General features: G+C 64.9%; 13 protein-coding genes and 1 pseudogene. 10 read left to right on the plus strand and 4 right to left on the minus strand.

From position 1 onward, the window contains the following. Positions 1-2: 2 nt before the first annotated feature. On the minus strand, positions 3-2693 hold the full coding sequence (locus V2B31_RS11625; protein ID WP_086485607.1) for an HAD-IC family P-type ATPase: 2691 nt from the start codon (positions 2691-2693) through the stop codon (positions 3-5). Positions 2694-3065: 372 nt separating this feature from the next. Between V2B31_RS11625 and V2B31_RS11630 the strand changes: the two genes are divergently transcribed. After that, positions 3066-4694 (plus strand): Na+/H+ antiporter, encoded by a 1629-nt coding sequence (locus tag V2B31_RS11630; RefSeq protein ID WP_086485606.1) that lies wholly within the window; start codon positions 3066-3068, stop codon positions 4692-4694. Between the two features lie 126 nt (positions 4695-4820). Then, complete coding sequence (locus V2B31_RS11635) at positions 4821-5096, plus strand: HU family DNA-binding protein (RefSeq protein WP_086485605.1); 276 nt, start codon at positions 4821-4823, stop codon at positions 5094-5096. 52 nt (positions 5097-5148) lie between these two features. On the opposite strand, the pseudogene V2B31_RS11640 reads toward V2B31_RS11635, so the two are convergent. The 3 genes and pseudogenes from V2B31_RS11640 to V2B31_RS11650 all read right to left on the minus strand — a co-directional run. Then, positions 5149-5331, minus strand: a pseudogene (locus tag V2B31_RS11640) (hypothetical protein); the annotation flags it as partial. A gap of 58 nt (positions 5332-5389) precedes the next feature. Further along, positions 5390-6028: an NAD(P)H-dependent oxidoreductase gene (locus V2B31_RS11645; RefSeq protein WP_086485604.1), complete on the minus strand. Its 639-nt coding sequence runs from the start codon at positions 6026-6028 to the stop codon at positions 5390-5392. A 245-nt stretch (positions 6029-6273) separates the two neighbouring features. Continuing rightward, the gene (locus V2B31_RS11650) at positions 6274-7647 is read right to left on the minus strand and encodes an alginate export family protein (RefSeq protein WP_286866144.1); all 1374 of its coding nucleotides are present in this window, start codon (positions 7645-7647) and stop codon (positions 6274-6276) included. 29 nt (positions 7648-7676) lie between these two features. On the opposite strand from V2B31_RS11650, the gene V2B31_RS11655 reads away from it, so the two are divergent. The 8 genes from V2B31_RS11655 (at position 7677) to V2B31_RS11690 (ending at position 12787) form a co-directional block, all read left to right on the plus strand. Next, on the plus strand, positions 7677-8636 hold the full coding sequence (locus V2B31_RS11655) for a chromate resistance protein ChrB domain-containing protein (RefSeq protein WP_286866143.1): 960 nt from the start codon (positions 7677-7679) through the stop codon (positions 8634-8636). After that, entirely contained in the window at positions 8633-10036 is a 1404-nt protein-coding gene (gene chrA, locus V2B31_RS11660; RefSeq protein ID WP_086485601.1) for a chromate efflux transporter, read from the plus strand. The genes V2B31_RS11655 and chrA overlap by 4 nt, the downstream gene beginning before the upstream one ends. Before the next feature lie 71 nt (positions 10037-10107). Further along, on the plus strand, positions 10108-10776 hold the full coding sequence (locus V2B31_RS11665) for a superoxide dismutase (protein WP_254908043.1): 669 nt from the start codon (positions 10108-10110) through the stop codon (positions 10774-10776). 14 nt (positions 10777-10790) lie between these two features. Beyond that, on the plus strand, positions 10791-11192 hold the full coding sequence (locus V2B31_RS11670; RefSeq protein ID WP_086485599.1) for a chromate resistance protein ChrB domain-containing protein: 402 nt from the start codon (positions 10791-10793) through the stop codon (positions 11190-11192). Positions 11193-11226: 34 nt separating this feature from the next. Further along, complete coding sequence (locus tag V2B31_RS11675) at positions 11227-11580, plus strand: hypothetical protein (RefSeq protein WP_140159566.1); 354 nt, start codon at positions 11227-11229, stop codon at positions 11578-11580. A gap of 28 nt (positions 11581-11608) precedes the next feature. Then, complete coding sequence (locus V2B31_RS11680) at positions 11609-11830, plus strand: DUF2933 domain-containing protein (protein ID WP_086485597.1); 222 nt, start codon at positions 11609-11611, stop codon at positions 11828-11830. A gap of 2 nt (positions 11831-11832) precedes the next feature. Beyond that, positions 11833-12381 (plus strand): hypothetical protein, encoded by a 549-nt coding sequence (locus tag V2B31_RS11685; protein ID WP_217884242.1) that lies wholly within the window; start codon positions 11833-11835, stop codon positions 12379-12381. Positions 12382-12388: 7 nt separating this feature from the next. After that, positions 12389-12787 carry a MerR family DNA-binding protein gene (locus tag V2B31_RS11690; protein ID WP_086485596.1) on the plus strand — a complete coding sequence of 133 codons (399 nt, stop codon included), beginning with the start codon at positions 12389-12391 and terminating at the stop codon, positions 12785-12787. The last annotated feature ends 3 nt before the right edge of the window (positions 12788-12790 follow it).

The raw sequence follows: 12790 nt of genomic DNA on the forward strand, positions 1-12790 counted from the left end.
TCCTAGTCGTTGAGTTCCTTGAACCAGCCCAGACGCCGCATGAGGTGCTTTTCGCCCTCGAGCAGGAGCATGAGAGCCGCGCCGGCGAGCACGAGCAGCGCAAGGTCGTCAACGGTGAGCGGTCGCGAGCCGAAGATCGCGTTCATGAACGGGGCGTAGGTGAAGAGCGCCTGGCCAAGGAGCAGGATCGCAATCGCGATCAACACGGCGGGGGTTCCCAGCGCGCCGCGCCACGTCAGGGACGTCATGTGCAGATAGCGGACGTTGAAGAGGTAGAAAATCTCCGCGACGATGAACATGTTGACGACCATCGTGCGCGCCACTTCGAGGCCGCGGCCCTGATCGAGCGTGTGGAAGAAGAGGCCGAGGGTGACCGCGGCAAACAGCACGGACACCAGCACGACGCGCCACAGGAGAAATGGCGAAAGCAGAGGCGCGCCGCGTTTGCGTGGGCGACGCTGCATTACGCCTGGCTCGGTGGGTTCGAAAGCGAGCACCAGACCGAGCGTCGCGGCGAGGATGAGATTGACCCACAGGATCTGGGTTGCTGACATTGGCAGAGCAAATCCCAAGAGGATCGCCAGAACGACCGCCAGTGTCTCGCCGCCATTGGTGGGGATTTCCCAGGAAATGACTTTCCGGATATTGTCGTAAACGGTCCTGCCCTCGCGTACGGCGCTGACGATCGATGCAAAATTGTCGTCGAGGAGCACCATGGAGGCGGCTTCCTTCGAGGCTTCGGTCCCCTTGATGCCCATCGCCACGCCGACATCGGCCTGCTTGAGCGACGGGGCATCGTTCACGCCATCGCCGGTCATGGCGACGATCTGGCCCTGTGCCTGCAGGGCGCGGACGATGCGAAGCTTGTGCTCGGGACTGGTCCGGGCGAACACGGAGATGCGAGCGACGATCCGTTCGAGTTCCTCGTCCGAGAGCTTCTCGATATCGAGCCCGGTCATCGCTTGCGGATCGTCGGCAAGCTCGAGCTGGCGCGCGATTGCCAGCGCCGTCGCGGCATGGTCTCCCGTGATCATCTTGACGGCGATCCCGGCCGAGCGGCATTCGGCGATCGCCTCCTTCGCCTCGAGGCGCGGTGGATCGATGAAGCCGACCAGTCCGAGCAGCCGGACGCCGGCCATGACGTCGTCGAACGAGATGCGCTCTGCATCCGACGGCATGGGCTTCGCTCCAAAGGCGAGGACACGCTCGCCCTCGTTTCCGGCTTCAGCGATGGCGCGTTCCCAATCGCCGATGTCGTCGGGCGAGGTCATCGCGAAGAGGGCCTCGGGTGCGCCTTTGACGAGGAGAGCCGTCGCTCCGTCAGACCCACGACAAAGCGTCGCCATGAAGCGGTGCGCCGCATCGAACGGGATCTCGTCGAGCCGCTCCCATTCCGTACGTTCCAGTTCCGGGTCGACGGCAGCCTTCATTGCCAGGGCGAACAGGGCGCCTTCCATGGGATCGCCCTCGACGCGCCAGTCTTCGCCAACCTTGCGCAGTGACGCATCGTTGCACAGGATACCACAGCGGATCAGCGGCATAGAGGCCGCCATGGCGTCGGCCTGATCGCCTGTTCCCGCGATCTGGAGATGTCCCTCCGGAATGTAGCCTGAGCCGCTGGCGATCATGGTGTGCCGGGCGGAGATGATCCGGCGGGCCGTCATCTCGTTGCGCGTAAGCGTGCCGGTCTTGTCCGAGCAGATCACCGAAGTGGCGCCGAGCGTTTCAACCGCAGGGAGCTTGCGGATAACGGCATTCCGGGAAGCCATCCGGCGCACGCCTATGGCAAGCGTGATGGTAATGACTGCCGGCAGACCTTCCGGCACAATGCCGACGGCAAGCGCGACAACGGCGATCAGAGCATCGATCCAGTCGTAGCCCCGCACCAGAACGGCGAACGCAAACAGCGCCAGGCCTCCTGCGAGCACGAACCAAGTAAAGCGACGGGCGAACTGGTCGATCTGCTTCAGCAGCGGCGTCACCATCGCTTCGACGGACTGGATTAGCTCGCTGATCCGTCCGATCTGCGTGTGGGGCCCGGTGGCAACGGCAATTCCGTTCGCTTGTCCGGCGGCGACCAGCGTGCCGGAGAAGGCCATGTTTCGCCGGTCTGCGAGAACGGTCTCTTCGGGCAGCACCGCCTCCTGCTTCTCGGCCGCGACCGACTCCCCGGTCAGAAGGGCTTCGTCGATCAGGAGGCGGCGGGCATGGAGCAGCCTGAGGTCGGCCGGGACACGATCGCCAGCTTCGATGAGGACAAGATCGCCAGGGACGATCTCGGAGACCGGGATCGTCTGCCTGATGCCGCTGCGGACAACGCTCGCCTTTGGCGCGATCATCTGCTGGATCGCTTCGAGAGCCTGTTCCGCCTTCCCTTCCTGGATATGGCCGATAACCGCATTCACAATTACGACGGCCACGATGACAGCCGCATCGATCATATGGTCGAGCAGCGCGGCTGCCAGCGCCCCGGCGATCAGAACGTAGATCAGGGTATTGTTGAACTGGGCCAGAAAGCGCAGCAACGGGCTCCGCCGAGGCGACTTGGGCAGCGCATTGGGACCAAAACGGGTAGCTTGTCGGCCTACTTCCGAAGGCGAGAGGCCGGTAAGATCCACGTCGAGGATCTTGGCGATCTCGCTGCTCGGTAACGCATGCCAGCACACTTCTTCCAAATCGATGGGCGCCGACATCAAGCCTCCTTGGGATAGGTTCGGATCATGGGAATTGAGCACACGGAAGCGTGGGCCAGACCTCGCTTCCTTTGGTTCCTGAACTGGGCTCCGAAGTCCTCCAATTCGATCGATAACTGGGATCAACTAGCTGGAGAGACCGGGTAGATCGCAATCCGGTTATATCCGTAGAGACGCTGCTCCCACCGCCCGATAGGCTGGGGTTTAGAAATGGACGAGTGCGTTCGCAGGACCCGCGCTGGGTGCGATCGGGGTGTTCGCGAACCGCAGGGTAGATCGCCTCTGCGGACCTCGAACAAGGCTGGCATGAACGGCCCATCCCGCTAAGAGTCCAAGGAGACACCGACCCTCCCCGCTTGTTCGAGGCCGCTTTTGGAAACCGTAACGCTTGTCCTGACTTTACTTTTCGCCGTCGTCGTAAGCGGCATACTGGCTCGGTTGCTTCCGCTCCCGATACCGCGGCCGCTGGTGCAGATCGCCCTGGGCGCCGCAGTCGGACTGGTCGCAGACTGGCGCGTAACGCTCGATCCGGAGATTTTCTTCCTACTCTTTCTGCCGCCGCTCTTGTTTCTCGATGGCTGGCGCATCCCGCGGGAGGATCTGTTCAAGGATCGGTCGACCATCCTCGAGCTTGCGCTTGGACTGGTCGTGTTCACTGTGCTGGGCATGGGATTCTTCATCAACTGGATGATCCCGGCGATGCCGCTTGCGGTGGCGTTCGCCCTCGCCGCAGTAGTATCGCCGACCGATCCGATAGCGGTCTCCGCAATCGCCCAGCGCACCCCCGTTCCCAAGCGGATGATGCATATCCTCGAGGGAGAATCCCTGCTCAACGATGCCTCGGGTCTCGTATGCTTGCGTTTTGCGGTCGCCGCCGCGTTGACTGGCGCCTTTTCCCTGGGGGAGGCAGCGATTAATTTCCTGTGGGTCGCGATCGGCGGAATCGCCGTCGGGATAGCGCTGACCTGGCTTGTCGGTTGGGCGAAGAGCATCGTCACGCGATACGTGGGCGAGGAAAGCGGCTCGCAGATCCTGATTAGCCTGCTCATCCCGTTCGGCGCCTATCTGATCGCCGAGCATCTCCATTGTTCAGGAATCCTCGCAACCGTCGCAGCCGGGCTTACCATGGGTTTCGTTGAGGCGCGCGGGAATGCCCTGGCTGTCACACGCATCCGAAGAACAGCGGTGTGGGACATGATCCAGTTCACCGCCAACGGGGTCATCTTCGTGCTGTTGGGCGAGCAACTGCCAACGATCCTCGCCGATGCCGCCGATACCGTGCGTCTCACCGGTCATCACGAACCGTGGTGGCTGGGTGTTTATGTCATCGCGATCAATTCTGGACTCGCAGCGCTTCGTTTCGCCTGGGTGTGGTTGTCGTTCCGCCTGACCTTGTTCCGTCGGCCGGAGGACCGAGAGCGCCCGAATTGGCGGATCATCGGGGCGATGTCCTTCGCCGGTGTGCGAGGCGCGATCACGCTGGCCGGTGTGCTCACCCTCCCGCTTGCGATGGTGGACGGCTCGCCCTTCCCCGCCCGCGATCTCGCGATATTCCTGGCGATGGGCGTGATCATTCTGTCGCTGATTGCCGCATCCATCGGTCTGCCCTTGATGATGCGGAGCCTCGAGATGCCACCCGAGCCGACGGGAGAGGCCGAGGTGGATGCCGCGCGCGTTGCTGCCGCGGAAGCGGCGATCGGCGAGATCGAACGAACGCAACATCGCCTCGCCAACGGCAAGAGGGATCCGGACACTTACGTTAATGTCGCGTCGCGGCTCATGGATTTATACCGTGATCGGATCGATCATCAGATCGCCGAGCCCGAGCAGAAGGATGTTCACCGGCGCGACGAGAAGATCGAACGCGAATTGCGGCTCGCCGCGCTCAAGGCCGAGCGGGAGGAAATATCCCGGCGGGTTCGCAACCGACAACTGGGCAGCGAGGCCGCGCGCAAGCTCATCCGAGAACTGGATCTCTTCGAGACGCGGCTTGCAGGATGAGATAGTGCCTCGCCTGTGAGGCATTTCGTTATGAAGCCAGCGCGGTCAGGATTGGAAGGAGGCGCGCCATGCCTCGCCCGTTATGAAGCCCTGCGACCGAAATTCAGCTCAGGAGAGGTATTTTTCATGAACAACAATGATCTTGCCAAAAAGATCGCCCGTGAACACGGCATCACCAAGGCCGATGCGCGCAAGCTTGTCGATGCGATGTTCGCCGGGATTGGCGAGGCCGCGGCGAAAGGTGGGGAAATCTCATTCAACGGCTTCGGCAAGTTCAAGGTCAAGGACAGCCCTGCGCGGGAAGGCCGCAATCCGACAACCGGCGAGGCAATGACCATCAAGGCATCGCGCAAGTTGGGCTTTTCGGCCGCCAAGGCCTTGAAGGACAAGCTCAACCCGTAACCCCGATCGGCGGTGCCTCTTAGCATAAGCCGGGGCGGCGCGATCAGATCGCTCAACCGAGGGCCAACGAGCCTTGTCGTGGGTGCTGTGGCGGTGCTGACTGGGCATGGCCTGTCTGGAGCAGCTTTCGAGCGATGGGAGAAAGCGTGTAGAACGCTTGGCGCTGGGTGCCGCGATTATGGTGGTCGACCCGATAGCCCTGATAGTGCCGATGCAGGATCCCGGCGCGAACGAGAAGGATTTCCTTCACAGGAGACTTTGCAGCATCGTCTTGCAAAATGCTCTGCACAACTTCAGCGGAAGTCGTCGGACCAATCGTTCGGGAGAACGGCCTGGAGCCTGGTGCCGCGCCGCAGAGCAAATGCGGAAGCCGCCAGCCGCTCGATCTTGCCGCACCACGCGGCGATGTTCTTCTCGACGCCGCCTTGGCGCACCGGACCGAACTTCGTGATCCGCAGCGGCTTGAAGCCACAGAAGCCGAGTATCTGGCCGCGCCAGCGCCGCACCACCGGATTGCCGTAGGCCCAGCGCAGATACCAGGACGGCGTATCGGTGGTGATGAGCACATCAGCCGAGCGCCCGGCTAGCAGCCGGTCCCAGAGGGGATTATCGCGGTGATAGCGGAAGGCGAAGCCGGGCAGCAGCACGCGGTCGATCAGCCCCTTAAGCTGGGCCGGCTCGCTGCCCCACCACATCGGGAAAGCGACAACGAGATGGTCGCAGGCGGCGATGGCGGCGCCGACGCGCTCAAGGTCGGGCTCCCAGGGCTGCACGACTTTGTAACCGTGCCGCAGGATCGGATCGAAATCGAGATCGCGCAGGGCGATGCGCTCGACTTCCGCATCCGACGCGACCTTGGCGTGATAATGGTCGAGCAGATGCGTGATGAGGCGGCCATCGTCGGGATGCCCATCGAGAATCAGAACACGCATCCACCTGGCTCCGCCTGCCTTCAGAGTAAGCCGGTCATATCACATCCAGCGCGCAATCACGTGACGCTCGCCAGGAAAAGCGCCCCGCCTGATCGGACGCGCCGCGGGGTCGGTTAATTCGCGGCCAGGTCGTATTCGCTCGTGGCGCATGGCAAGAGACCGGCAGCGCAACCGCCCTTCCAAGGGGCCCCTCCTATGTTTCACACTGCAGCGTTCCGATTGCTGCGCGGACACGCCCTTGGTGATCAGAAGCTCCCCGTGAGATTGAATGAACCATAGCGCGTCCACCGCCCCGGCGGCGCGTTGGGCGCGTCGCGAAGGAACCGACCCTTGGCGAGCAACAGGCCATCAAACTCGAAGCGCAGCCGTGTCGGCATAATCCAGTAGCGAACGCGCGCTTCGATCTGGTGTCCCGCGAAACCGCCCGATTGTGCTGAGCTATCGCGCACGCCGGTCGTGGAGAAGCTGTCTTCGTCGGCGGCGAGCCACATCGGCCGGTAGACCGCGAACCAGTCGAGCCGCTTGCTGGGCGTCGCCTCGATCCGGACGCCCGGCGTCATGATGTTGGCGCGAGCAACCGCATTGTAGAGGCCGGCGGGCGCCAGATCGGCGCGCCGCATCCCGAACAGCGTGTCGAACCGGCCGAAACGCCCGCCCGGCTTGTCGCCGCTCGCGCGGTCGAACTCGACCGAAAGACGTGGTTTCCAGGGTCCGGCGAAGCTGTAGCCGACATCGGCATGGATGAAACTGGCGCTGACCGACTGCCGGGCCGCGGTCGGCACCAATGAAGCGCTCACATGGCCGACCTGGTATAGCGCCTCGATCTCGTAGTCGAACGCGCCCGTGCGCGGCTCGGCGATGAGCCTCCCGCCGAAGGTATCGAGCGAGCGGTCGCGGGTCGGACGGCCCGGCGCGTCGCGCTCGCCGACGTGGAAATAGGTCAGCTCCGCCGTCGCCGGACCGAGCGCCTTGGCCTTGCTGAGCTGGCCGCCCCAAAGAACGAGATCGAAGCTCTCCCTGTCGAGGCGCACCTTGGAATCGCGGATGCCTTCGTTGTCGTCGGGCAACCGGACCTGTGGCAGCGTGTAGATGAACGTGGCCTTCCAGCCCTGCGGTGCCGAGATGTCAGCGCGAAGCCCGGTATAGCCGTTGGTGGTGTTGCGATAATCGTCCGCGGCCACGAGCCGCCGCGATCCCAGGTTGAGCGTCATGCGGCCTGCGGTGAGCGTGAGCTTCGTGCCCCGGCCGAAGGCGCCGTTGAAGTCGGCTGCCACATAAGCCTGGACCGGCTCCAGCGTATTGACCTCGTTGGTCGTCACCGGCGTTCCGGCATCGTCGCCCCAGACGCGGCTGTCGAACAGCTCGACTCCGAACCGGACATCACCCTTGCGGTATTCGGCGAGGATGTTGGTGCGCAGGTTCACAAGCTCGTCGCTCGTGTTGAACCCGGCTCGCGCCTGTCCGTCGATCGCCTCGTAGCGCAAGCGGACCGAGCCCGAGAGCGTCAGGCCGTCCTGCGGCGGCGGCGCCTCGACACGCGCCGGTGCCTGCTGCGCCGAGGCAGGTTGCGCGACGGCCGCGATCAGCGCGGCGGGCGATAGGAGATATATATGTTTCATCGAATCGCTGACGATGATACATATGCACTATGACCGACACAACCGGCTGCGAGCATTGGCTGGCCTTGCTGCACCAGCTTCCGGCGAAGCCGCCCTATCTACGCGTCAAGATCTGGCGCCGCCTGCAGGCGATCGGCGCGGTGCCGCTCAAGAACGCGGTTCATGTCCTGCCGTGGCGCGAGGACAACGAAGCCGCCTTCCGCGCTCTGCTGACGGAGATCACGACGAGCGGCGGCGAGGCGGTGCTGATCGACGCGCAGATGATCGACGGGCAGAGCGACGCCGAGCTGCGCGCCCTGTTCGATGCCGCACGCGACACGGACTATGAGGAGTTGGCGCAGGCCGCGCGCCGCTTGCTCGATACGGGCCCGCCGTCGGGTCCCGAGATCGCCAAGCTCCAGCGGCGGCTGGCCGAGATCGTCCGGCTGGACTTCTTCGGCGCGCACGGCCGGCAAGGCGCGGAGGCGGCGCTGCGCGACCTGGATGAGCAGCGCTACGCCCATCCGGATATCGGCCGCACGGGCGAGCCGGCGCCGCTTTCGCCTGCCGATCTCAAGAACCGTGTTTGGGTGACGCGGCGCGGCGTCCATGTCGACCGCATCGCCTGCGCCTGGCTGATCCGCCGGTTCATCGACCCGAAGGCCAGCTTCAAGTTCGTCGATGCGAAGAACCATGCGCCCGAGGCGGGCGAGCTGCGCTTCGACATGGTGGACGCGGAGTTCACCCACGAAGGCGATCGGTGCAGCTTCGAGACCTTGCTGCTGCGTGCCGAGCTTGAACGCGATCCGGCATTGGCCGTGATCGGCGAGATCATTCACGACCTTGACATCGGCGACGGCAAGTTCGGCCGGCCCGAGACGCCGGGGCTGGGCGCGATGCTGTCGGGCGTCTGCGCCTCGACCGACGACGATCTCCAGCGCATCGCCAGTGCCGGCGACGCGCTCGACCAGTTCCACGCCTATTTCAGCACGAGAAAGACCGAGCGATGAGCATCGCCACGACCGAGCTACCCGCAAATGCAGCCGCACCCGCGAAGGATCACGGCATAGCTTTCGGCGAGGCAGTGCGCGTCTGGGCGCGGATCGCGTCGCTGAGCTTCGGCGGGCCTGCGGGGCAGATTGCGGTGATGCATCGCATCCTCGTCGATGAGAAGCGCTGGATCGGCGAGGAGCGGTTCCTGCATGCGCTCAACTATTGCATGTTGCTGCCCGGCCCCGAGGCGCAGCAGCTCGCCGCCTATATCGGCTGGCTCTTGCACAAGACCAAGGGCGGGCTGGTCGCGGGCGCGCTGTTCGTGCTGCCCGGCTTCCTCGCCATTCTCGCCTTGAGCTTCGTCTATGTGCTGCTCGGGGCTTCGCCGCTGATCGAGGGGCTGTTCTTCGGTTTGAAGGCTGCGGTGCTCGCGGTGGTGATCCAGGCGGTGGTGCGGGTCGGCTCGCGCGCGCTCAAGAACAACGTCATGCGCGGGATCGCGGCGGCGGCTTTCGTCGCCATCTTCTTCCTGCGCGCGCCGTTCCCGCTGATCGTGCTGGCGGCGGCGCTCGGCGGCTATGTCGGCGGGCGCCTCGGCTTTTCCGCGTTCAAGGGCGGCGGCGGGCACGGCCCGGGCGGCGGCAACGTCGTCCACGATCGCGATACCGCGCTCGGCGAAGGACTGCCCGATCATGCCCGGCCCGATCTCGCCTGGTCGCTCAAGATTTCGGGGGCGCTGCTGTTCCTTTGGCTGGCGCCGGTCGCGGCGATGCTCGCGCTGTTCGGCCCCGACGACGTATTCAGCCGGATCGCGACCTTCTTCAGCCAGATGGCGGTCGTGACCTTCGGCGGCGCCTATGCGGTGCTCGCCTATGTCGCGCAGGAGGCGGTCGGCACCTATGGCTGGCTCCAGCCCGGCGAGATGCTGGATGGCCTCGGGCTCGCCGAAACGACGCCGGGGCCGCTCATCATGGTGACGCAGTTCGTCGGCTTTCTGGCGGCGTTCCGGGATTCCGGAGCATTGCACCCGCTGGTCGCGGCGACATTGGGCGCGGTCCTCACGACCTGGGTGACGTTCGTGCCCTGCTTTCTGTGGATCTTCGCGGGCGCGCCCTTCGTCGAGCGGCTGCGCGGCAACCGCGCGCTGTCGGTCGCGCTCGGCGCGATCACCGCGGCGGTGGTCGGCGTGATCCTCAACCTCGCGCTCTGGTTCGCGATCCACACGCTGTTCCGCGAGGTGCGGACCGTCGGCATCGTCGGCGGCGGGTTCGACGTGCCGGTGCTCACGTCGCTCAACCTGCCGGCGCTCGTTCTCGTCCTCGGCGCGGCGGTCGCGGTGTTCCGCTTCAAGGCCGGCATGATCCCGGTACTGTTCGCCTGTGCCGGCCTCGGCGCGGCCTATGTGCTCATCGTTTGAGAAGGAGAGGTTGGGTGACGGAAGTCTCACGACGCACGGCCGTCAAGGCCCTTGGAACAGGAGCAGTTGCAATGGCAGCAATGGATAGCGTGGAAGCGCAGCAACCGGCGCCGGCCCCCGCGCCGGCCTTTGCCGGCGGGTATCAGCCCAAGCCCCTGAAGTTCGATCCGGCGAAGCTCGACGGCCTGTCGGAGCGGCTGGTCCGCTCGCACTGGGAGAACAACTATCAGGGATCGGTGAAGACGCTGAACGCGGTTCGCACCCGGCTGGCCGCCGCGCTCGCCGACAGCGAAACGCCGCCCGCGCTCTATGGCGGCCTCAAGCGCGAGGAACTGCACCGCACCGGCTCGGTGGTGCTGCACGAGATCTATTTCGACGGTCTGGGCGGCAACGGCCAGGCCGCGGGCTCGGTGCGTGAGGCGATCACCGCAGCGTTCGGCTCGTTCGCGACCTGGGAAGCCGAATTCCGCCGCACCGGCATGAGCCTCGCGGGCGGCTCGGGCTGGACGATCCTCGCCTACAATCTCCACACCCGCTCGCTCAATAATCATTGGGCATGGGATCATATGCACGGCGCTGCGGCCGGCGTGCCGCTACTCGTGCTCGATATGTACGAGCACAGCTTCCACATGGATTACGGCACCCAGGCCGCCAAATATATCGACGCCTGGTTCAAGAACCTCGATTGGGAGGCGGTCGATCGCCGCTACGCGCAAGCGATCGCCGCCGCCCGCACCTGACACAGGAGGTTGCCATGAAATGGGTCACGCGCGAGCGCCCCAAGATCGACCGGATCGCCTGTCCCTGGCTGGTGGCGAGGTTCATCGACGAGGCGCCGGAGTTTCTCTATGTGCCCGCCGACCAGGTGTTCGCGGTCGCGCAGGCCGAAGGCGCAATCGCCTATGACATCCCCGGCGCGGAGCTGAGCCATGTCGGGGAGAAATGCAGCTTCGATGCCTTCCTCGACAGATACGGGCTGACAGAGGACGCCGCACTCCAGCAGCTCGCGGTCATCGTGCGCGGCGCCGATACGTCTCGGCTCGACCTGACCCTGCAATCGGGCGGCCTGTTCGCCATCTCGCTCGGCTTGTCGGCGATCTACGCCGACGATCATGCGATGCTGGCGCAGGGCGCTCACAATTCTCCAGAAAGCTGAATGAACCGCGTGCGTGCCGATGAAAGGAACCGAGATGACGTCCATCAAAACCGCCGCATGCGCCGCTGCGCTGCTCTTCGCACCGCTATTTGCCTCCCCCGCCCTCGCGCAGGCGCGCGATCATGGTGCAGCCGGCCAGTCCCAGACGCCGCAGGGCCAGGCCCCCAAGCCGCGGGAAGTGCCATGCCCGATGATGCAGAGGCATGATGAAATGAAGATGGACGGCAAGGCGATGCCACAGGGCGGTGCCCAGCATCCTACCACGGGTAACGTGACAGGCGGCACGGCCGAAACGAAATGCATGCACCACGGGGCCGCCGCGACGCCCGCTCCGGCACCCGAGGAGCAGCACAACCACGACCATCCGCCCACTAGCAAACCGCGGTAACGCGGCCGATCCCACGAAGGGGGAAACGATGACCGGTTTCAGCAGGAACTTCGCGATCATGCTCGCCACCGCGATCGTAGCGGCGGCGCTGTTCTGGCTGCTGCGCGACCATTGGGGCCATGCGCTGGGGGCGCTGCCCTATTTGCTGTTCCTGGCCTGTCCACTCATGCACCTGTTCATGCATCATGGCCACGGCGGTCACCAGTACCATAGCGGCGGTGATGCTTCGCCGCCCTCGCGGACGCCCTGACAATGGCGCCGACGGCGCTCGGCGATCCAGGTCGCCCGACGCAGCGGCCACGGCATTTTGAATCGAGACGCCTGCTGCCCGCCGCAGCGGTCGCGGTTTTCGCCCGGCTCGACGACCAAACCCGTCTTGCCGCGCATATGGAGAAGCCGTCCGCGATGATGGGCGGCGGACGGATGACCTACGCGTTCGACGCGAACCGTGGCATGGCCGTGGGCTCACTCATTCATATGGGCGGGTCCGCCTTCGGCCTGACCATGGCGGTCGACGAGGTCGTGACCGAGCGGACGCCGCCGTATCGCAAGGTCTGGCGCACGGTTGGAACGCCGCAGCTTGTCATCGTCGGCGGCTATGAGATGGGCATTCGGATCGCCAACGCGCCCGGCGGCTGCGAACTGACGGTCTGGATCGACTATTGGCTGCCGCGCGGTTGGCTCGGCGCGCTGCTGGGCCGGCTGCTCGGCGGCTTCTATGCGCGCTGGTGCGTTGGCCGCATGGTCGCCGACGCCGCAACGGCCTTTTCGAGTCCAACCGGCGCGCCGTCCGCGGCATAAGCGGCATATGAACATCGGCCAGGCTTCGGAAGCGAGCGGCGTCTCGCAGCGGATGATCCGCCACTATGAGAATCCCGGCGCCGCCGCGCCGCGCCGCGGCAGCGGCTATCGCGACTACTCGGCAACCGACCTTCATCGTCTCGGGTTCATCGCCAATGCGCGTGACCTTGGTTTCCCGATCGAGGATATCCGCCAGCTGCTTGACCTGTGGAACGATGGAGAGCGTTCGAGCGCCGAAGTGAAGGCCCTCGCGATGGCAAGAGCCGACGAGCTTCAGCGCAAGGCGGCCGCGCTCGAGGCTATGCGCCGCACACTGGTGGAGCTCGCCGAGCGCTGCGATGGCGACGACCGGCCCGATTGTCCGATCATCGCCAGCCTTGCTGACAATGATCGATGTATCGAATAGCGC

The organism is Sphingobium sp., assembly GCF_036170395.1.
Lineage (GTDB): Bacteria > Pseudomonadota > Alphaproteobacteria > Sphingomonadales > Sphingomonadaceae > Sphingobium.